Source organism: Geobacter grbiciae (assembly GCF_018531165.1).
GTDB classification, from domain to species: domain Bacteria; phylum Desulfobacterota; class Desulfuromonadia; order Geobacterales; family Geobacteraceae; genus Geobacter; species Geobacter metallireducens.
This window is the reverse complement of record NZ_JAHDIW010000009.1, coordinates 99649-118835: the sequence shown is the minus strand read 5'-3', so window position 1 is coordinate 118835 and position 19187 is coordinate 99649. Positions and strand designations below refer to the sequence as shown.

Annotated in this window: 22 protein-coding genes; 7 read left to right on the top strand and 15 right to left on the bottom strand. The window is 57.1% G+C overall.

Annotated features, from left to right (window positions below):
• Positions 1-88: 88 nt before the first annotated feature.
• The 4 genes from tmk to metG are packed head-to-tail and all read left to right on the top strand — an operon-like array spanning position 89 to position 4305.
• Positions 89-742 (top strand): dTMP kinase, encoded by a 654-nt coding sequence (tmk, locus tag KJB29_RS12160; RefSeq protein ID WP_215734814.1) that lies wholly within the window; start codon positions 89-91, stop codon positions 740-742.
• Between the two features lie 3 nt (positions 743-745).
• Complete coding sequence (gene holB, locus KJB29_RS12155; protein ID WP_215734813.1) at positions 746-1702, top strand: DNA polymerase III subunit delta'; 957 nt, start codon at positions 746-748, stop codon at positions 1700-1702.
• 30 nt (positions 1703-1732) lie between these two features.
• The gene (locus KJB29_RS12150) at positions 1733-2779 is read left to right on the top strand and encodes a PSP1 domain-containing protein (RefSeq protein WP_215734812.1); all 1047 of its coding nucleotides are present in this window, start codon (positions 1733-1735) and stop codon (positions 2777-2779) included.
• The gene (metG, locus tag KJB29_RS12145; protein ID WP_215734811.1) at positions 2776-4305 is read left to right on the top strand and encodes a methionine--tRNA ligase; all 1530 of its coding nucleotides are present in this window, start codon (positions 2776-2778) and stop codon (positions 4303-4305) included. Before KJB29_RS12150 ends, metG begins: the two co-directional genes overlap by 4 nt.
• A 62-nt stretch (positions 4306-4367) precedes the next feature.
• On the opposite strand, the gene KJB29_RS12140 is transcribed toward metG, so the two are convergent.
• Positions 4368-4970 carry a YdcF family protein gene (locus KJB29_RS12140; RefSeq protein ID WP_004513298.1) on the bottom strand — a complete coding sequence of 201 codons (603 nt, stop codon included), beginning with the start codon at positions 4968-4970 and terminating at the stop codon, positions 4368-4370.
• Between the two features lie 91 nt (positions 4971-5061).
• Here KJB29_RS12140 and rpmB point away from each other — a divergent pair, with 91 nt between their 5' ends.
• Complete coding sequence (rpmB, locus tag KJB29_RS12135) at positions 5062-5253, top strand: 50S ribosomal protein L28 (protein WP_004513297.1); 192 nt, start codon at positions 5062-5064, stop codon at positions 5251-5253.
• A 113-nt stretch (positions 5254-5366) separates the two neighbouring features.
• Here rpmB and KJB29_RS12130 read toward each other — a convergent pair whose 3' ends face one another.
• The 8 genes from KJB29_RS12130 to waaC all read right to left on the bottom strand — a co-directional run bounded on the left by KJB29_RS12130 (position 5367) and on the right by waaC (position 12978).
• Positions 5367-5744 (bottom strand): RidA family protein, encoded by a 378-nt coding sequence (locus tag KJB29_RS12130; RefSeq protein WP_215734810.1) that lies wholly within the window; start codon positions 5742-5744, stop codon positions 5367-5369.
• A 12-nt stretch (positions 5745-5756) separates the two neighbouring features.
• Positions 5757-7907 carry a RelA/SpoT family protein gene (locus KJB29_RS12125; protein ID WP_215734809.1) on the bottom strand — a complete coding sequence of 717 codons (2151 nt, stop codon included), beginning with the start codon at positions 7905-7907 and terminating at the stop codon, positions 5757-5759.
• Positions 7908-7966: 59 nt separating this feature from the next.
• Complete coding sequence (gene rpoZ, locus KJB29_RS12120) at positions 7967-8176, bottom strand: DNA-directed RNA polymerase subunit omega (protein WP_004513294.1); 210 nt, start codon at positions 8174-8176, stop codon at positions 7967-7969.
• Positions 8177-8254: 78 nt separating this feature from the next.
• Complete coding sequence (gmk, locus tag KJB29_RS12115; RefSeq protein ID WP_215734808.1) at positions 8255-8866, bottom strand: guanylate kinase; 612 nt, start codon at positions 8864-8866, stop codon at positions 8255-8257.
• 87 nt (positions 8867-8953) lie between these two features.
• On the bottom strand, positions 8954-9832 hold the full coding sequence (locus tag KJB29_RS12110) for a YicC/YloC family endoribonuclease (RefSeq protein ID WP_215734807.1): 879 nt from the start codon (positions 9830-9832) through the stop codon (positions 8954-8956).
• Between the two features lie 4 nt (positions 9833-9836).
• Positions 9837-10817, bottom strand: a complete 981-nt coding sequence (galE, locus tag KJB29_RS12105; RefSeq protein WP_215734806.1) for a UDP-glucose 4-epimerase GalE — start codon at positions 10815-10817, stop codon at positions 9837-9839.
• 19 nt (positions 10818-10836) lie between these two features.
• Entirely contained in the window at positions 10837-11847 is a 1011-nt protein-coding gene (locus KJB29_RS12100) for an NAD-dependent epimerase (RefSeq protein WP_215734805.1), read from the bottom strand.
• Positions 11848-11901: 54 nt separating this feature from the next.
• Positions 11902-12978: a lipopolysaccharide heptosyltransferase I gene (gene waaC / locus KJB29_RS12095; protein ID WP_215734804.1), complete on the bottom strand. Its 1077-nt coding sequence runs from the start codon at positions 12976-12978 to the stop codon at positions 11902-11904.
• A 220-nt stretch (positions 12979-13198) separates the two neighbouring features.
• Between waaC and KJB29_RS12090 the strand changes: the two genes are divergently transcribed.
• Both KJB29_RS12090 and KJB29_RS12085 read left to right on the top strand, forming a co-directional pair.
• The gene (locus tag KJB29_RS12090) at positions 13199-13468 is read left to right on the top strand and encodes an AbrB/MazE/SpoVT family DNA-binding domain-containing protein (protein ID WP_215734803.1); all 270 of its coding nucleotides are present in this window, start codon (positions 13199-13201) and stop codon (positions 13466-13468) included.
• Entirely contained in the window at positions 13458-13754 is a 297-nt protein-coding gene (locus KJB29_RS12085; protein WP_215734802.1) for a hypothetical protein, read from the top strand. Before KJB29_RS12090 ends, KJB29_RS12085 begins: the two co-directional genes overlap by 11 nt.
• Here the strand turns inward: KJB29_RS12085 and wecB are convergent.
• The 6 genes from wecB to KJB29_RS12055 form a co-directional block, all read right to left on the bottom strand.
• A complete protein-coding gene (gene wecB / locus KJB29_RS12080) occupies positions 13742-14395 on the bottom strand; it encodes a non-hydrolyzing UDP-N-acetylglucosamine 2-epimerase (protein ID WP_425514115.1) in 654 nt (217 codons plus the stop codon). The genes KJB29_RS12085 and wecB overlap by 13 nt on opposite strands.
• Before the next feature lie 14 nt (positions 14396-14409).
• Positions 14410-15228, bottom strand: coding sequence for a class I SAM-dependent methyltransferase (locus tag KJB29_RS12075; RefSeq protein WP_215734801.1), 819 nt, complete (start codon positions 15226-15228; stop codon positions 14410-14412).
• Positions 15229-15289: 61 nt separating this feature from the next.
• Positions 15290-16234 (bottom strand): glycosyltransferase family 2 protein, encoded by a 945-nt coding sequence (locus tag KJB29_RS12070; protein ID WP_215734800.1) that lies wholly within the window; start codon positions 16232-16234, stop codon positions 15290-15292.
• A gap of 57 nt (positions 16235-16291) precedes the next feature.
• Entirely contained in the window at positions 16292-17380 is a 1089-nt protein-coding gene (locus KJB29_RS12065) for a glycosyltransferase family 9 protein (RefSeq protein WP_215734799.1), read from the bottom strand.
• A complete protein-coding gene (locus KJB29_RS12060; RefSeq protein WP_343213564.1) occupies positions 17358-18158 on the bottom strand; it encodes a glycosyltransferase family 2 protein in 801 nt (266 codons plus the stop codon). The genes KJB29_RS12065 and KJB29_RS12060 overlap by 23 nt, the downstream gene beginning before the upstream one ends.
• 88 nt (positions 18159-18246) lie before the next feature.
• Entirely contained in the window at positions 18247-19182 is a 936-nt protein-coding gene (locus KJB29_RS12055) for an O-fucosyltransferase family protein (protein WP_215734797.1), read from the bottom strand.
• Between the last annotated feature and the right edge of the window lie 5 nt (positions 19183-19187).

The following is a 19187-nucleotide window of genomic DNA, read 5'->3' as shown; positions in this document are numbered from 1 at the left end:
GCGACTTGCCGGGGATTTTTGCCTTGATTTACCCTCGCCACTTCCCTATAATTCAGCTTTTATAAAATGGAAGGACAATGCAACCCCCATGGGTTTTTTCATCACATTCGAAGGAATCGAGGGATGCGGCAAGTCGACCCAGGTCCGACTGGTCGCCGAACGGCTCAACCGGGCCGGCCACGGGGTGGTGGTGACCCGCGAACCGGGAGGATGCCCCATCGCCGACGCCATCAGGGCAATTCTTCTGGACGCCCACAACAGCGCCATGGTGCCCATGGCCGAACTCCTCCTCTACGCGGCGGCCCGGGCCCAGCACGTGACGGAGGTGATCGAACCAGCCCTGGCCGCGGGGAAGATCGTCCTCTGCGATCGCTTCACCGACTCCACCCTGGCCTACCAGGGATTCGGCCGCAAGCTGGACCGGGAACTGATTGCCCGGCTCAACAGCCTGGCCGCCGGCAGCATCAGACCGGATCTGACCCTCCTTCTGGACTGTCCCGTGGATACGGGGCTCGCCCGGGCCATGGCCCGGATCAACACAAGCAGCGCGGCCCGGGAGGAGCGGTTTGAGCAGGAGTCCATCCTCTTCCACGAACGGATCAGGGACGGCTTCCTCTCCCTCGCCGCTACCGAACCGGCGCGGTTCGTGGTCCTGGACGGCAGTGGCGACATCGAGGAGACCGAGGCCCTCGTGACGGGGGCGATTCTTTCCCGCCTTCCCGCATCCCCTGCAAGGAGGTAGGCGGTGCCCTTCTCCCGCGTCATTGGCCAGGACACCCCCGTCAACGTTCTGCGGCGTGCGCTTCGCTCCGGCAAGACCGCCCATGCCTACCTGTTCGAGGGAATCGCCGGATGCGGCAAGGGAACCACGGCTCTCGCTTTTGTGGAGGCTGCCTTCTGCGGACGTGATGATGGGTGCGGCACCTGCCCCTCCTGCCGGAAGATGGCGACGCTGCAGCACCCCGATCTCCACACGGTAGAACCCGACGGGGCGTTCATCAAGATAGACCAGGTTCGGGAACTCCAGCGGGAACTGGTGCTTCGCCCCATCGAGACCCCGCTCAAGGCATGCATCATCCGGGATGCGGACCGGCTCAACCCGGCAGCGGGCAACGCCCTCCTGAAAACCCTGGAGGAACCGCCAGGCAATGCCCTGATGATCCTCCTCACCACGAACCTGGACGGGGTCCTGCCCACGATCCGCTCCCGCTGCCAGCTCCTGCGCTTTGCGCCCCTTCCCGAGGAGCTCATCGAGGAGCAACTGGTGGCAGCCGGACGGGACCGGGCCGCAGCACGTCTTGCCGCATCCCTTGCTGGCGGAAGCCTGGGGAAAGCCCTTGGGGATGAGGAAGCGGACACGGTGGACCGGCAAGCGCTCCTGGAACGGCTCAGGACCCTCTCCCTCAGCGACACGGCCCCCCTCTTCGCCGCTGCCGAAGAGATGGCCGCCAATCGGGAACAGGCCCTGAAGCAGTTGGACGTGCTCGCGTCGCTTCTGCGCGACATCCTCCTCATCCAGGGGGGGAGCGACGCCGTGGTCAACCGCGACATCATGCCGTTCCTGGAAAGCGAGGCGACGCGCCTGTCGCAGGAAAAGAATCTCGAACGAATAAGCAACACCATGGAGGCCCGCCAGGCCCTCATGCGCAACGCCAACCCGCGGCTCACCCTCGACGTGCTCCTGATGCGTCTGGCGGGGTAAACGCCGCTTGTATTCTTTTCGGAGGACAACTTGGTAAAGATTGTGAAGGCCCAGTTCCACACCGCCGGCAAACTCTACGACTTCGGGGCGGGCGATCTCGACCTCAAGCCGGGGGACAAGATCATCGTCGAGACAGAGCGGGGGCGGAGCATCGCCACCGTCGTCACCCCCCCCCGGGAATACGAAGAAGCCCATGTACCCGAAGGGCTCAAGACCGCCATCCGGATCGCCGAACCGTCGGATCTCGCCTCGGCTGCCCGCAACGACGCCCGGGAGCAGGAAGCCTACGCGTTCTGCCTCCGCAAGATCAAGGAGCGGGGGATGGAGATGAAACTCGTCAAGGTGGAATACCTTTTTGACGGGAGCAAGGCCATCTTCTACTTCACCGCCGACGGGCGGGTCGATTTCCGGGAGCTGGTCAAGGATCTGGCCCATCAGTTCCACACCCGCATCGAGATGCGTCAGATCGGCGTCCGTGACGAATCGAAGATGATCGGCGGCATCGGCATCTGTGGGCGAGAACTCTGCTGTTCGTCGTTTCTGCGCGAGTTCGAGCCCGTATCGGTCAAAATGGCCAAGGAGCAGAACCTGGCCCTCAACCCCACGAAAATCTCCGGACAGTGCGGCCGACTCCTCTGCTGTCTCGGCTACGAGTACGAGACCTACTGTTCCCTCAAGAAATGCCTTCCCAAATGCGGTAAAGTTGTGAAGTGCGGCAGCACCGAAGGGGAAGTCATCAAGCAGAACGTCATCGAGGGGACCGTCTTCGTCAAGACCGACGACGACCGGATTGTGGAGCTCAAGGGGGAGAGCATCAAGCCCGAGGACATCTCGGAGCGCCCCAAGTCCCCACGCCGGGAGGGTGGCCCCAGGGAGCGAGAGAAGGAACCGCAAAGCTCCTCCGACAATCAGCGGCGGGAAAAGCCCCGGGACCGTGAGCAGAAACCGGGAGACGACGGCGAGCAGCGCCGGGAGCGCGATACTAAAAAGAACCAGGACCAGCAGCGCGGAGAACGCGGCAACCGTGATCGCCGCGGCGGCAAAGGCAGGGACAAGGATAAAAAGGAGCCGAAATGAGCCGAACGTTCTATGTCACGACCCCCATCTACTACGTAAATGACGTACCGCACATCGGCCATGCGTACACGACCCTCGCCGCCGATGTCCTTGCCCGCTACAAGCGGCTCAAGGGGTATGACGTCTTTTTCCTGACCGGGACCGACGAGCACGGCCAGAAGGTGGAGAAGGCCGCCAACGCCGCCGGCGAGACCCCGCTGGAGCTGGCCGACCGGGTGGTGAAGCGTTTCCAGGCCCTCTGGGAAAAACTTGACATCAGCTACAACGACTTCATCCGCACCACCCAGGAGCGCCACAAGAAGGGGGTAACCCACCTCTTTCGGGAGGTCATGGCCAAGGGGGACATCTATCTCGGCGAGTATGAGGACTGGTACTGCACCCCGTGCGAAACCTTCTGGACCGAAACCCAGCTCATCGACGGCAAATGCCCCGACTGCAACCGTCCCGTGGAAAAGCTCAAGGAAGAGTCCTACTTCTTCCGGATGAGCAAGTACCAGGAGCAACTCCTGGCCCACATCGAAGCGAACCCCGACTTCATCCAGCCCAAGAGCCGGCGCAACGAAATTATCTCTTTCGTCAAGGAAGGGCTCCGCGATCTCTCGGTTTCCCGCACCTCCTTCAACTGGGGGATTCCGGTACCGGGGAATGAGCGGCACGTGATCTACGTCTGGTTCGACGCCCTCACCAACTACATCACGGCCCTCGGCTATCCCGACCAGGCCGGTAATTACGGGAAATTCTGGCCCGTGGACGCCCACCTCATCGGCAAGGATATCCTCCGCTTCCACGCGGTCTACTGGCCCACCTTCCTCATGGCCGCCGGACTTCCGGTGCCGAGGAAAGTATTTGCCCACGGCTGGTGGACTGTCGAGGGGCAGAAGATGAGCAAGAGCCTCCAGAATGTGGTGGAGCCCAACATGCTCGTGGACAAGTACGGCATCGACGCGGTCCGCTACTTCCTCCTGCGGGAGGTCCCCTTCGGCCTCGACGGCGACTTCTCCCACGCGGCCCTCGTCCACCGGATCAACTCGGACCTGGCCAACGACTTGGGGAACCTCCTCAGCCGCTCTACCGCCATGGTGAACAAGTACTTCGGCGGCACCCTCCCCCAGCCGGGAGCCATGACCGAACTGGACGCCGCCTTCCGGGCCAGGACCGAGGCGATGATCAGCCAACTCGAGTCATGCATGGACGAAATGGCCTTCAGTAAGGGCCTCCAGGCAATCTGGGAAGTGATCTCCGCCGGAAACAAATACATCGACGAGAGCGCCCCCTGGACCCTGGCCAAGGATCCGGCCCAGAAGGAGCGTCTCGGCACCATCATGTACACCCTCTTGGAGGCCCAGCGGATCGTGCATACGCTCTTGTCTGCCTTCATGCCGCGCACCGCGGCCAAAGCCCTCGGCTATCTGGGCTGCATGGAGGCTCTCAGGGACGAAAACCTGGCGTGGGGCAAACTGGTTCCGGGAACACAGATTGCCAAGGCAGAGGCGCTTTTCCCGCGAATCGAAGACAAAGCCGAATAGGTACAATGAGGGGCGCTGCTTGCTGCGCCCGTATTGCTGCCCCCATAGAGCAAGCGCAGACCCTACGGTCCCGCAGGTGGTCTCAGTTCTCCAGAGGCGAAAAGAAAGAAGAACCTGAAGAGGCAGTACTTGTAGAACTCGCTGAAGAGGAGCCGGAAACTCCCCTGGTCACGCCACCACGCTTCCTTGAGATTGATCGTATCGACCGGATGGGGGTAGATGGCGATGTCCCGGGGAAGCGTGCTCCTGAAGATGAGGGTCGCCCGTTTCATGTGGTAGCGGGAAGTGATGAGACTAATAGAGCGGATATCCTTTCGATCAATGATCTCCCTGCCATAAAGGGCATTTTCCAGAGTGTTCCGCGATGCATTTTCCAGGACCACCCGGTCGGCGAGGCTTTCCCCCTTCCGCTCCTGGAAGAGTTCCTGCTTCCGCACCATGGGGTCGACCCCGATGAGAAAGAGGTACTTTCCCTTCTTCGCCCTGAAGAGCCGTATCCCCTCTTCCACTCTCCCCCGTCCCCCGGCAAGGACCACGATGGCGTCGGTGGCGATGTCACGCTGCCGCACGGAAAAGGTCTTGTAGGCGAAGTCCACGAAGAGGACCGTCGCCACTACCAGAAAGATCACCAAAAGCGAGAAAAGGCCACGAAAAAAGAGCGCCATTGCACCACCTTACCAGAATATTTCACTTGCAAAGCCGGTTACTGTCTGCTATAAGAGAGAGCTTCAGAAACCATCGAGAGGGAGTAGAGCCATGTCGAGAAAATGTGAAATCTGCGGCAAAGGTCCCAGTTTCGGTAACAATGTCAGCCACGCCAACAACAAGACCCGCACCACGTGGTACCCGAACCTGCAGAAGGTGAAGGCCGTCAGGAACGGTAGCGTCCAGACCATCAAGGTCTGCACCCGCTGCATCCGCTCCGGCCACGTCACCAAGGCCATCTAAGAACCGGGGGGCTCGTTGCCCCTCGGGCACGTTTCCGCACCCAACAAACGACTCAGCCGCAGCGCATCCGCGTCTGCGGCTTTTGTCGTTTCTTATTCTCCCGGGGAAACCTCTCAGCAGAGGGCAAGCACCTCGATTTCCACCAGGGCGCCGCGAGGAAGACCTTTCACCTCCACCGTGGAACGTGCCGGCGGCTCTGCGGAAAAACGGCTCCCATACACCTCGTTGACCACCCCGAAATTGGCCAGATCGGTCAGAAAGATGGTCGTCTTCACGACGGCGTCAAAACCGAGGCCGGCCTCGGTCAGTACCGCGGCAATATTGTCCATGACCCGGTCGGTCTGCTCCCTGATCCCACCGGGCACAAATTCTCCAGTTGCAGGATCCAGCGGTATCTGCCCCGAGAGGAACAGAACCCCCCCCGCCTTCACTGCCTGAGAATAGGGCCCGATCGCCTTGGGGGCCTTGTCGGTGGAAATAATCTCTTTCATCGCATGCTCCTCCTACGACTTCATCCGTTCCACGTGGGTGACGCCGTTGACCTTCATGATGTTGTTCATAACCCGGGTCAGGTGCTCAAGGCTCGTGACGTCCACCTCGAAAATGTTCACCCCCCGCCGGTCCACGGTGCTCTGGATGGAGGCGCTCGATATGTTCGCCTCACAGTTGGTAATGGCCAGGGTGATATTGGCCAGAATCCCCTTCTGGTCGTGACAGGAGACCCTGATCTTCACCGGCAGGGCCGCCCTGCGCTCACGGTTCCAGTCAACGGCGATGCGCCGCTCCGGATCATTTTCGAGAGCAATGGGGCAGTCGATGGTATGGACGGTCACCCCTCGCCCTCGCGTGATGAACCCGACGATTTCGTCACCGGGAACCGGATTGCAGCACTTGCCGAAGCGAACGAGCACATCATCGACGCCGCCAATCTGAATGGCGCTCGTGGATTTTCCCGTCAGTTTGCTGATGGCCTTGCCGATCCGTGATTCCTTCAGTTCCTGTTTCTCGGCGAGTTTTTCCTCGGGCAGCAGCTTGCCGAGCACCTGGTTGCAGGAAAGCTTGCCGTACCCCACGGCGGCCATAAGGTCGTCGTCGCCCACATAGCCGAATTCCGTTGCCACCCGCTTCAGCTCCCCTGTCTTCTGAAGCTTGCCCAGGTTCAGGGAGAAGCGGCGGAACTCCTTCTCTAGAATCTCCTTGCCAAGGGAGATGCTCCGGACCCGCTCCTCGGTCTTGATCCAGGCCCGAATCTTGTTACGGGCCCGGGAGCTCCGGACGATCTTGAGCCAATCCTTGCTGGGGGTGTGGTGAGGAGAGGTGATGACCTCCACGATGTCGCCGTTCTTGAGCTCGTACTTGAGGGGGACCAGCTTGCCGTTCACCTTAGCGCCGACGCAGCGATGCCCCAGGTCGGTGTGGATGGTGTAGGCGAAGTCGATGGGGGTCGACCCCTTGGGAAAGCTCTTCACATCGCCGTTCGGCGTGAAGACATAGACCTCTTCGGGGAAGAGCTCCACCTTGACGGTGCTCATGAACTCATGGGAGTCCTGGAGCTCCTGCTGCCATTCAAGGAGCTGACGCAGCCAGGCAAAGCGCTTCACCTCCTTCTCGTCGTACCCCTTTCCCTCCTTGTACTTCCAGTGAGCCGCGATCCCCGCCTCCGCAACCCCGTGCATGTCATAGGTGCGGATCTGCACCTCCATCCGCTCCCCGTGGGGACCGATGACCGTCGTGTGGAGCGACTGGTACATGTTCCCCTTGGGCATGGCGATGTAGTCCTTGAAGCGGCCGGGGATCGGCTTCCAGGTGGAATGGATGAGACCCAGCACCTCATAGCACTCGCGGATATCGTTCACCATGACGCGAATGGCGATCAGGTCGTAGATCTGGTCGATATCGACACTGCGGCTCTGCATCTTGCGCCAGATGGAGTAGAGATGCTTGCTCCGGCCGAAGACCTCCCCCTTGATGTCGTGCTCCACAAGCTTGTCGACGATGATCTTCCGCACCTCCTCGACATAGCTCTCCCGCTCCTTCTTCTTCTTGGTCACCTTGGAGGCGAGATCGTAGTAGATCTGTGGCTCCAGGTACCGGAAGGAGAGATCCTCCAGTTCGCTCTTGATCCAGGAAATACCGAGACGGTTAGCGATAGGTGCGTAGATGTCGAGGGTTTCGCGGGCGATGGAGCGCTGCTTCGGCTCGGGCTGGTACTGGAGGGTCCGCATGTTGTGGAGGCGGTCGGCCAGCTTCACCAGAATGACCCGGATGTCATTGGCCATGGCCAGGAGCATCTTGCGGAAGTTCTCGGCCTGGCTCTCTTCCTTGGTCTTGAAGTGGATTTTGCTGATCTTGGTGACACCGTCCACGAGGTTGGCCACCTCGGCACCGAACAGCCCTTCCAGTTCCTCGCGGGTGGTCAGGGTATCCTCGATGGTATCATGGAGAAGCCCCGTCACCACGGTGGGGACATCGAGCCGGAGGTCGGCCAGAAGCCCCGCCACCTCCATGGGGTGAACCAGATAGGGCTCGCCCGAGAGACGGGTCTGCCCCTGGTGGACCTTGGCGCAGTATACGTAGGCCTTGCGCACCAGGTCCAGGTCCGGCGCGGGGTTGTATGAACCAACCTTATCGAGGATATCGTTGAGTCTGATCATGGAAAAAAGGACAAAAAAAGGGCGGAAGCATTACGCTTCTGCCCCTGTAGCCAGGCTTACTACTTTGCCTTGCGCGAAGTCAGCTCGTACCCTACCTTGCCCGAGGCGATTTCGCGAAGCGATACCACCACGTTCTTGTTGGCTGCCTTGTTGTCGATGAGAGGCGAAGCTCCTTTGTAGAGTTGCTTGACGCGCTTTGACGCCAGCATGACAAGCAGGAAGCGATTATCCACTTTTTCAAGGCAATCTTCAACTGTTACCCGTGCCATTGTGCTACTCCTTTCAAAAACCGGCATCTGTGCCGGCCGGTGTCTCAGTGCTTATGGGATGTTGGTTCCTGGTCTGTCTCAGCCCATGTCGAACCGTTCGGTCACCGTTTCAAGAACCCGGAACGTCCGGCACCGCTCTGCAACCACGACCGATTTGAGTTCTTCTACTGCCCGGCTGAACTGATCGTTGACTATAATGTAGTCGTACCAGCGGGATTCGCGAATCTCGCCGGCAGCGGCATCAATGCGCCGGCTAATGACTTCGTCGCTGTCGGAGGAACGGCCGTTGAGCCGACGACGGAGTTCCTCGTAGCTGGGGGGGAGAATGAATATGTAGACGCCGCCCTCGTAACGCTCCTTGAGCTGACGCGCGCCCTGGATGTCAATATCGAGAATCAGATCGATTCCCGTGATGCGGCACTCCTCAAGAGTGCGAATGGACGTACCGTAACAGTTGCCGTGAACCTCGGCCCACTCGGCAAACTCACCCTTATCGACCATGCTCCGGAACTCGTCCATGGAAATGAAATAATAGTCTTTTCCATGCACTTCACCGGCTCGGGGCTGCCGCGTCGTATAGCTGACAGAATGCCGGAGGTGCGGAAAGATGTCAATTATTTCCTTGCAGAGCGTGGTTTTGCCCGCCCCCGACGGCGCCGAGATAATGTAGAGAACCCCTTCGCGTTTCATGGTAACCCCGGGGACCGGGGACCGGGGACCGGGGACCAGTGAAATCCAACGACACTTCCCTGGTCCCTGGTTCCCCGTCCGTGGTCCCTATTCTATGTTCTGTACCTGTTCACGGATCTTTTCCAGTTCAGCCTTCAACTCAACCACGATGGCAGCCATGGCGGCGTCGTTGGCCTTGGACCCGATGGTATTGACCTCGCGGTTCAGCTCCTGCATGAGGAAATCCAGCTTGCGCCCCACCGGCTCCGCAAGGGCAAGGGTCTCGTCGAACTGGATCAGGTGGCTCCGGAAGCGGACCAACTCCTCGGTAACATCGCACCGGTCGGCCAGTAGCGCCACCTCCTGGGCGAGCCGCGCTTCGTCGAGGGTCGTATCGGCGAGAAGCTGCGCAAGCCGCTCCCGCAGCTTCTGGGCATAGTCGGCGACCACGGCGGGTGCACGCTCGGCCACCCGGTCGATGAGCATCGCAAGGGTCTGGCGGCGGTCCCTGAGATCGGCCAGGAGCGCTTCGCCTTCGCGCATCCGCATGGTCTCCATTGCCTCCACCGCGCCGCGCACCCCCTGGAGGAGTTCTGCCCGGAGGGCATCCTCATCGGAGCTTTCCTCCTGGGCGGCCAGGACATCTTTCTGCGACAGGATGAGGGGAAGCGTCACGGGGTCGTAAATCCCAAGCTCTGTGCGCAGATGATCAAACGCCTCGCGATAGGCCCGGGCCAAGGCAACATTCACCAAGGGACGCTGCTGCCCACCTGCGACCTCTTCGCGCTGTACGAAGACTTCGATCTTTCCCCGCTTCAGACGGTCCCCCACGGCCTTGCGCACGTCATTCTCGACGGCCAGGAACGAGCGGGGCATCTTGACGAAGACCTCGCCGTAGCGGTGGTTCACCGACCGTATCTCGACGGTGGTCCGCCCTGTTTCCGTTTCGACCACGGCCTTGCCGTAGCCGGTCATACTCTTGATCATAGAATCACCGTTTGTTGAGTTTAGCTTCCCATCGCCACGCATCGGCGACAATGGTTTCAAGGTCGTCATAGTGCGGGGTCCAGCCGAGGACCGTCTTGGCCCGGTCCGCCTTTGCCACCAGCATGGCCGGATCGCCGGGACGCCGGGGAGCTTCCTCTGCCGGGAAAGGGACTCCCGACACGCGGCGGACCATCTCGATCACCTCGCGAACGCTGGCTCCCTTGCCGTATCCGACATTGATCCGTGTCGACTCCCCTCCCCCCTCAAGGTATGCCAGGGCAGCCAGGTGGGCCGAAGCGAGATCCTCAATGTGGATGTAGTCGCGGATGCCGGTGCCGTCGGGGGTGGCGTAGTCGGTGCCGAAGATGGAGACCTTCTCCCGCATCCCCAAGGCGGCCTGGCAGGAGACCTTGATGAGGTGGGTCGCCTCCGGGGTCCGCTGCCCCATTCGCGCCTTGGGATCTGCCCCCGCCACGTTGAAGTAACGCAGCGCCACGGAGTGCATGCCGTGGGCGGCACAAACGTCACGGAGCATCCATTCGCTCATGAGCTTCGACGTGCCGTAGGGGTTGATGGGGACCGTGGGGCTCTCCTCCGCAGCAACGCCGTTCTCGGGCATGCCGTAAACCGCAGCGGTACTGGAAAAGATGAACCGCTCGACCCCATGCTTCACGCAGGCCGTGAGAAGATTGAGGGTATTGCGGGTGTTGTTGCTGTAATACTTGAGAGGATCAGTCACCGACTCGGGAGCCACGATGGAGGCTGCGAAATGAAGCACCGTCTTGAAGCCGTACTCCAGAAAGAGGGTGTCTAGTCGGGCAGAATCGTCCAACTCCCCCACCACGAGCCGTTCGCCGTGGACGAGGGCGTCGGCGCAGCCAGTGGAGAGGTTGTCGTAGACCACAACGGTATAGCCGGCCTCTGAAAGCTGCCGGACAACATGGCTCCCGATGTATCCTGCACCGCCAGTGACAAGAACTGCCATCCCTTCTCCTTTCGAGACCTCAGACACGGTAATACTCCCGATACCACTCAACGAAAAGCTTAATTCCCTCCCCGATGGGAGTGGCAGGCTTGAAACCCACGTCGTTCGTCAGATCGTCCACGTCGGCATAGGTGGCTGGCACGTCGCCCGCCTGGATGGGAAGGAAGTTCTTCTCCGCCGTCTTCCCAATGCACTTCTCGATGGTTTCGATGAACGTCAGGAGCTCCACCGGACGGTTGTTGCCGATGTTGTAGATACGGTAGGGGGCGTAGCTGGTGCCCGGGTCGGGACGGGCGCCGCTCCAGGAAGGGTTGGGTTCGGGCGTCCGGTCCATGACCCTCATGACCCCTTCGACGATGTCGTCGATGTAGGTGAAATCCCGTTGCATTTTGCCGTGGTTGTAAACTTCGATGGGACGTCCCTCGAGTATCGCCTTGGTGAAGAGGAAGAGCGCCATGTCGGGCCGGCCCCAGGGGCCGTAGACCGTGAAGAAGCGCAAGCCAGTGGTGGGAAGGCCATAGAGGCTCGAATAGGTGTGGGCCATGAGCTCGTTTGCCTTCTTGGTGGCAGCATAGAGGGAGACCGGATGATCCACGTTGTGATGGACCGAAAAGGGCATGGACGTGTTGGCCCCATAAACGGAACTTGATGAGGCGTAAACCAGATGCTTCACGCCATGGTGGCGGCACCCTTCCAGGATGTTCATGAAACCGACCAGGTTGCTCTCCACGTAAGCGTGGGGATTCTTGAGTGAATAGCGGACCCCGGCCTGGGCGGCCAGATTCACCACCACATCAAATCGCTCGCCGGCAAAGAGTTCCTCCAGGGCCGGGAGGTCGGCCAGGCTCGCCCGGACGAAACGGAATCCCTCCCGCCCCTCCAACTGGCGAAGCCGGTCCAGCTTCAGGTTTACGTCGTAGTAGTCGTTAAGATTATCGAGCCCCACAACGCGGTCGCCCCGATCAAGGAGTCTCTTGGAGAGGTGAAATCCGATGAAGCCGGCGGCGCCGGTGACGAGAACCGTGGACATGGTGCGCTATCCTTCTGATTTGTCGGGCTATTGAAGAGGAGGCAGTGTAACACATCACCCGGCCGATGGAAAGGGGGGCGTCAGGAGCTTTTCGATGCCGGCCAGGAGGAGATCGGCAGTGATGCTGGCGCGGCAGGGAGCATCCTTGTCGCACGACTTGCGCAGACAGGCCGTGCAGTCGAGTGGTGACTGGACGACCACATGCTGGTCGCCAAGGGGACCGTTGCGTCTCCCGTCGGTGGCGCGGTAGAACGAAACCGTCGGAGTCCCCACTGCGGCGGCCATGTGAATCGGCCCGGTGTCCCCTCCGACCACCAGATCGACCTTTTTGAGCAGGGCACAGAAACCCTTGAGACTCAATTTCGGCAAAACCCTTACGCCTCGGCCGATGCCGGCTGCTATGGTTTCGGCAGCATGTTTCTCCTGTTCGTTTCCCCAGGAGAGGAGAACGGTTGAGTCCGGATATCTGTCGACAACCATTCGGCCCAGCCCGATCCACCCTTCCTCGTACCAGAGCTTGGTGGTCCAGGTGGTGCCGTTGTGGAAAAGAAGGGCAAGGCCGTCATCGAGGGTTGCCAGGAGCGCTTCGGCAGCGGCATCGTCCTCGGGAGAGGTGAAAATGTCGGACCCGATGGTCATCCCCGTGTAGTCTCGACCCAGGGGGACACTGACTACCCGGAGGGAGCGGTGCGAAATGTGATGGTCCTGCCGGCGGAGGGGCACCTGGTTCGTGGTAAAGAGAAGATTGAGCGCTTCCCTCACCCCTTCGCGGTCAAAGCCGTAGCGGCGCCGGGCACCGGAGAGCCACGTGATGATGCCGCTCTTGATGTTCCCCTGGAGGTCGAAGGCGATGTCGTAGTCGGCTTCGCGCAATTCCCGGCGGATGGCGGAGATTTCCTGGCGGGTCGTGTCGGAGAGGGGGTCGCGCCGCCATGCCTTGGTGCGGACAACATGGAGCCGGCGCAGCAACGGGTGCCCCTCCAGGATATCCCGGTTCCCTTCCTCCACCACCCAGTCGATCTCGACCCCCGGCGCTGCCTGACGAAGATAGTCGAGGACCGGCAGGGCGTGGATGACGTCGCCGAGGGCGGATACTTTGACGATGAGGACTTTCAGCGATGAACCGCTCATGCGTGGCGTTCCCTCACTTTCACTGCCCGGTAAATTTCATTTCCGACATACACCATAACTGGTAATAAATATATCCAGCCCTCACCAGACCAGCAACCGAATTTTCGATCCGCCCAAAGAACAGAAATCACGATTATTCACGACACACACCTGAGCAATAAATGGGTATTGCCCATTTGTTACGCTTTCTTGTATAATCTTTACCAGGAGGTATTACGCAATGCTCATACAAACGGATTCCAGGAGACGTGTCACACTTCCACCTACCGTTGGCGTCAATCCCGGTGATGCCCTTGAGCTGGAAGTCCTTGAAGACGGCAGGATCATCCTGATTCCCGTGGAACCGATCCCGCGTCACCAGCTCTGGGCCTGGACAACCGAAACCAAAGAAGCCATTACCTCTTCTCTGACGGACCCGCGCCCGTCCCTTTCGGTCAAATCCGCCAAAGAGGCCGCTGCCATTGCCAAGAGGTGGGCAGGTGAAGATTGAGATTCGCCCCGCTTTCGACGAAGCGGTCATGAAGTCCGAGCTCCCCGTGCGCAAGGCAGCGGCGAAAATGCTCACACAGCTACAGGCTCTCACCCTTCAACAGCTTTGGAGTCATGCTGGCCTCAATTTTGAGAAACTCCACGGCATGATCGAACCGACTACCGGTGAGCAGCTTTACTCCCTCCGTGTCACCGGCAGCGCCCGCGCTATCACCTGCCTCATAAAAGGCCCTGCCATTGTCCTTGTCAGCCTGCATGTCCAGCATGACAAGGCTTATCGGAAGTGAAGTCTTTCAGCAGAGGCACCAACGCAGGACGTCCCTCCCCACGCAGCAAGAACAGCGACTATTCGTTCGGCAGCCAGACCGTCGCCGTAAGGATTGTGGGCACGGCTCATGGCTTCATAGGCACCGGCATCGGAGAGAAACAGCGAGGCCTCGGCAACAATCCGGTCGAAACTCGTTCCCACCAGCTTCACCGTTCCGGCAGCTACCGCCTCGGGGCGCTCGGTGGTCTCGCGCATGACGAGAACCGGCTCACCGAGGGACGGGGCTTCCTCCTGGACTCCGCCGGAATCGGTGATGATCAGGTGGGCACGGTTCATGGCATAGACGAACGGGAGGTAATCAAGGGGCTCGATGAGGTGGATGTTGCCACCGCCGTCATTCCCTAGAATTCTTCTGACCGGTTCCTGCACGTTGGGGTTCAGGTGCACGGGGTAGAGAATCTCCACATCACCGTGACGGTGTGCTATTTCGGCCAGGGCACGGCAGATATTTTCGAACTCTTCGCCAAAATTTTCCCGCCGATGGCCAGTAACGAGTACGAGCCGTTTTGACGGGTCGAGAAACAAAAACCGTTCCTCCATCTCTCGATGGAGCGCCGCATCATTTTCGACACGGTCAACGACGGAGAGAAGGGCGTCCACGACCGTATTGCCGGTTAACCCCGCGAAAAAATTATTTTTGTCACAATCCTGAGAATATCTTTCCACTTAACTTTATTACTAATTCCAGCAAGAGTAGTGCTCAGTAGTTTTGTACTACCATATTGAGCTATTTGATCAGCAAGCTCATACTTTGTGCCCTTACGCGCTCTGATAATATATTGATATGTTAGACTTTCAATATTAAGTGCAATTATATACCCTAAAGCAGCTTTTTCTAATTTAGTCTGAGGTCTTGTATTGAATTCAGTATGTGACGGATCACATTGTACACGATCAATGCAATCGATTAGATATCCAGCTCTATTTAAGGTTTTAACTATACTGTTCAAAGTAAAGAACCGGATATGACCCTCATCGAGCAGGCCAAGATTCCGGTAGGTGAAATTTCCAGTCATCATTTCAAATACAACAGAAGCATGAACAATATTTGGTATTGAAACTACTAGGTATCCATCATCAGTCAATAAGTCTGACACTTTAATTAGAACGGCTACCGGATCATACAAGTGTTCGAGTACATCTGCAAATATCGCTACATCATATTTTTCTTTCTTAAAAGTCTCCAGCATATCAAGAGATTCTATATTCCCTGTGATTATTTTGTCACAGTAACGAGACGCTTCATTTGCAGCGTCAGCGTCTATTTCGACTCCGGTCACGGAACAGCCAAATTGTTCCTTCATGACCTTGCTTTGAGAGCCTGCCGCGCAACCGACTTCAAGCACTTTTTTCCCTTTGCCTACCAGTTTTATAATTTTGGCAGAAGTGCTATCTGACGACATATCAACTTCATACAGGTACTTTGTAGACATAGTAATGATCTTTCATTGGCCGGTATTTATAACATAGCCATCGCTGGTACGGGTTAACTGCCTAAACACCTTTGAGATAACGTCTGAGTTTCATTAATGGTTTATAGGTTTTGTAAACTGGATAGAACGAAATAAATCTAACCAAACCTAAAGATCTGCTTATTCTCTCCACAGCTTCTTGCTTGGTAATAATTTTCTTTTTTTTGTATGACTTCCATATCTGATAGAAATAGTCATAAACTAAATATTTTCTAAAGAACCATCCAAGCTTTATGTATGGTTTATCAAAATAGTCAACGTAGAGAAGTTCGGTATCATCTACCGATGCTGAAACTTTTTCGTTTTTACGGGTTTGTTGTTCACTGTGGATACGAAACGACGACAAGGAATCCTTAAAGTAGTGATACCTGCCTTGCTCAAGCAGATGGAACCACATTTCGAGATCAACAAGTTGCTTATACCTAGCGTCAAATCCTCTTGACGCCTGAGATTTCCGAAACATAACAACGGTCGGTTCACCGATGTAGTTTCGTAACTGAAGAAGACACGTATTTATAATCTCTTTGCCATCTTTAGAGACATCCGAATCATAGAACGACCAGATATCAACCTGTCTCGAATTTTCATCAATTATCAACCGAGAAGAGCCCACCAAAGAAACAGATTCATCCGAATCTAGAATTTCAATCATTTTCTCAAGCAACATCGGAGAAGAAAAGACATCATCACCAAAAAGATATTTGATGTACTTTCCTTTTGCTTCCCTCATGCACCGGTTCCAGTTATTCACCATCCCAATATTCGTCTGGTTGCGGAGATAGCGGACACGCAAATCTTTTGCTACGTACCCTTGAACTATTCTATCCGTATCATCTTGAGAAGCATCATCAACCACCAGCAATTCAAAATCCCTATACGTCTGGTTCAGAACTGATTCTATCGCTTCGGAAAGATAACGTCCGTAGTTATAGGTAGGAATACACACACTCACTTTGGGACTTACCATCAAAAACTCCAATTTTCTGCGATAATTTCACCTGAAAAGATTTGCCCGAAACCCCATTCAGCCTATCAAAGCCAGAAACTCTTTCAATACTTCATTTGTTGCAAGGGATTCAAGACAGACAATCTTGCCCGATTCGTCAAACGAGCACTCTTCCATGTTGCAAGGCACGCATTCCATGTCCTTTTGAACAACGGTAATGCAACCGTTGCGCTGAATACCACCGGCAGGCGCGTAGGGGGCAAGAGATCGGGAATCATTCGGCCAAGGCCCCCAGTGGCTAACCATGGTCGGGCCAAACAGCGCGACAGTCGGGACATCCAGTGCAGCAGCCATATGAGTTACAACAGTATCAACTCCAACATAACCTTTACTCGCTCTGAGAGCCGCAGCCAACTGGCAGAGCGAGTAAGGACGGTGAAGTGCACTGACGCCATCAGGGACATCTTGAAGAATGCTCTCTAACAGTTTGTCATCCCTGGGGTCGGGAGAACGGGTGAAAATTACTCTCGACCCCGTTGCTCTTCTGACGAGCCTGGCAAGTTCGCGCCACGCAAATGGGTTCCAATGTTTGTATTCCTTACGCGCATAGGGATGCATGACAACGTAATCGCTGCCTCCGATATGCTCCTGTGCGTAAGTTACATCCGCGTCATCGTATCCCATAACGACCCGATAGAGAGGAGGGATTCCCAAAGGTTCCAGTTGCGTCAACAACAACGGAACGATATGATGAGAGTGGTCGTAGAAACGGCAATTACTGAATATTTTTTTCCACCACTCATTGCGACGATTATAGCTGAAACAATACGGACTCTTCGCGGCAACCGCAGTGAATATGCACGTACGATCAGACGGATTTGATCCAATCGCAATATCATATTTCTTCCAGATAGTTTGCAGTACCTCCAGATTCCAGCGGCCTGGCTCCAGCACATGAACATGTCGTACGTGCCGGTTTTTTTCAAGTATTCCTTCCGTCCCACGAAACACGGCATAATCAACAACTGCGTCCGGATATCGCGCTTTGATGGAAAGGGCAAGCGGGGTGGACAGAAGTACGTCGCCGATATAACGCAGAGATACAATCAGAAACTTCAAGCCGGCTCCTCTGCTGTCCTTTTCGTCAATAATAACGGAGCGATCCATCAATCCATTTTTCCTTCAGCGTATGACCGTGCAAAAGACGCTCTTGCGAACGCCACGCCAGTTCCCTCAGCTTTCTCCAGCGGCGCTCCACAAAGCGCCTCCACCACGTCAACTTCCACTTCATCCTGAAATACACCCTGTTCTCGGCAACATACGGGCGTTCCTGCATATTCTTCTTCATGGCCTTCTGGGTAACCGATCCAAAATGATGAATAAAAGAATTACCCGTGGTCCCTATCCTGAAGCCGGCGTTTCTGACCCGACGGAAGAAATCCGCATCCTCAAACTGACCGATACGGAATTTTTCATCGAAAAGCCCGACCGTTTCAAAAACGTGCCGGCGCACCATGAAACAGATGCCATCGGCAACGCCCCGCCTCAGGACATCCTTCATTCGCTCGCAGTACTCCGCCCCGTAGGCAACAATGTCGTAGTTGAATTCACCTTCCCGGATCGCGGGGCTGACCACGTCAAACTCCGCCCGCTCGGCAACGGCGAGGAGGCCGTCAAGCCATCCCGGCGATACAATTACGTCGTTATTGAGGATCACCACCCACTCAGAGTCCGTTTCCCGCACTCCCTGGTTCCAGGCACCTGCACAGCCGAGATTCTCCCTGTTGCGGATCGCGCGAAAATCGGAACAGGTTTCCAGATACTCGGCAGTGCCGTCGGAGGAACCGTTATCGATGAGGAGCACTTCCGCCCCATCCAGACCGGAGCTGCGCAGGCTCTGGACACAGAGCCGTGTATAGGCCACTTGATTGTAAAGGGGTATCACAATACTTATCATTGTCTGAGCCGTTCGGGGATTCATCACGCTCCTGAAATGCGCCCCATGAGTCCGTCAGCGCTGTTGTTTCTCTTGCTCAAAGCCATCCGGCATCCGCTCCACGACCAAGGTCAACCCCTTCGAGTCTCTGATCGATGGGAACAACGTCACTCCCGGTCCGCCCAGCGGCCCTCCATCGGGGAAGTCGGGAGCCGTAAATTCGCAGGACTCCCATAAAGGGCTCGTCGCGGGTTGCGCCCGGAAGCGGCACGATGCAGTCGGTCGGCCCGCCAAGGGCATTGGCGGCCCAATGGGAATAGCCTGAAATGGGAGTGGCCAGCATGAGCGGGCAACAGGCTAGGGCAAAGAGATCCGCCACCGGATTGACCCGCGAATCATGGTCCGGCCCCTTGTAGTCATAGTGAGAAACGACATCGAGGGTTGCTACGTCGAAGTTTCTGTGAAGCTCCGTATAGGTGTCCGGATCGCCGGTGCCAGCCAGGAAAAAAACCGTATCCTTTTGCCGAGCCTGGATTGCCGCCATGGCCCGCTCGTACCACCAGAGCGGCACGGCCGGCCATTCAGTAGCCGTATTTTCATAACGATCGGGGTCAACCACCTGGAAATCGCCGTGTCGGATATGGACGCCCACCACCGGCCGACCGCTCGTCCGGCCAAAAAACGAGCGAATCTGCGTTGCCAGTGACGGATTGAGGCGCACCTTTCTGGCCACATCGAGGTAGATCGGATCGAGCAGCTCACATAGACCTTCAGGTTCAGGGGCACGCAGAATAATCTTTTTATTCGCTAATGTTTTGAATTTGTTGCCATCGCCATTTCTAATTCGCACTGCACCAAATTTTGCGAAAACCCCTACCCGTCCGCGCCTAGTTCCCTCCACCGACAGAGAGTCGAGTTCATGCCAATCGAGAATGATTTCATGACCATAGGCCCGACTAATTGCAAAAGCAAAGGGCAAACTTTCTAGACGATTTGTTATTCCAACAAATTCATCAATATAAAGTTTTGGCATAGCAG

What these genes read in the sequence shown, in the direction of transcription:
- tmk (WP_215734814.1), top strand. Translation starts at nt 89, where the DNA reads ATGGGTTTTTTCATCACATTCGAAGGAATCGAGGGATGCGGCAAGTCG.
- KJB29_RS12090 (WP_215734803.1), top strand. Translation starts at nt 13,199, where the DNA reads ATGCTCATACAAACGGATTCCAGGAGACGTGTCACACTTCCACCTACC.
- rpmB (WP_004513297.1), top strand. Translation starts at nt 5,062, where the DNA reads ATGTCGAGAAAATGTGAAATCTGCGGCAAAGGTCCCAGTTTCGGTAAC.
- KJB29_RS12125 (WP_215734809.1), bottom strand. Translation starts at nt 7,907, where the DNA reads ATGATCAGACTCAACGATATCCTCGATAAGGTTGGTTCATACAACCCC.
- metG (WP_215734811.1), top strand. Translation starts at nt 2,776, where the DNA reads ATGAGCCGAACGTTCTATGTCACGACCCCCATCTACTACGTAAATGAC.
- gmk (WP_215734808.1), bottom strand. Translation starts at nt 8,866, where the DNA reads ATGAAACGCGAAGGGGTTCTCTACATTATCTCGGCGCCGTCGGGGGCG.
- rpoZ (WP_004513294.1), bottom strand. Translation starts at nt 8,176, where the DNA reads ATGGCACGGGTAACAGTTGAAGATTGCCTTGAAAAAGTGGATAATCGC.
- KJB29_RS12055 (WP_215734797.1), bottom strand. Translation starts at nt 19,182, where the DNA reads ATGCCAAAACTTTATATTGATGAATTTGTTGGAATAACAAATCGTCTA.
- KJB29_RS12065 (WP_215734799.1), bottom strand. Translation starts at nt 17,380, where the DNA reads ATGGATCGCTCCGTTATTATTGACGAAAAGGACAGCAGAGGAGCCGGC.
- waaC (WP_215734804.1), bottom strand. Translation starts at nt 12,978, where the DNA reads ATGAGCGGTTCATCGCTGAAAGTCCTCATCGTCAAAGTATCCGCCCTC.
- KJB29_RS12100 (WP_215734805.1), bottom strand. Translation starts at nt 11,847, where the DNA reads ATGTCCACGGTTCTCGTCACCGGCGCCGCCGGCTTCATCGGATTTCAC.
- KJB29_RS12130 (WP_215734810.1), bottom strand. Translation starts at nt 5,744, where the DNA reads ATGAAAGAGATTATTTCCACCGACAAGGCCCCCAAGGCGATCGGGCCC.
- galE (WP_215734806.1), bottom strand. Translation starts at nt 10,817, where the DNA reads ATGGCAGTTCTTGTCACTGGCGGTGCAGGATACATCGGGAGCCATGTT.
- KJB29_RS12070 (WP_215734800.1), bottom strand. Translation starts at nt 16,234, where the DNA reads ATGGTAAGTCCCAAAGTGAGTGTGTGTATTCCTACCTATAACTACGGA.
- KJB29_RS12140 (WP_004513298.1), bottom strand. Translation starts at nt 4,970, where the DNA reads ATGGCGCTCTTTTTTCGTGGCCTTTTCTCGCTTTTGGTGATCTTTCTG.
- KJB29_RS12075 (WP_215734801.1), bottom strand. Translation starts at nt 15,228, where the DNA reads ATGTCTACAAAGTACCTGTATGAAGTTGATATGTCGTCAGATAGCACT.
- KJB29_RS12110 (WP_215734807.1), bottom strand. Translation starts at nt 9,832, where the DNA reads ATGATCAAGAGTATGACCGGCTACGGCAAGGCCGTGGTCGAAACGGAA.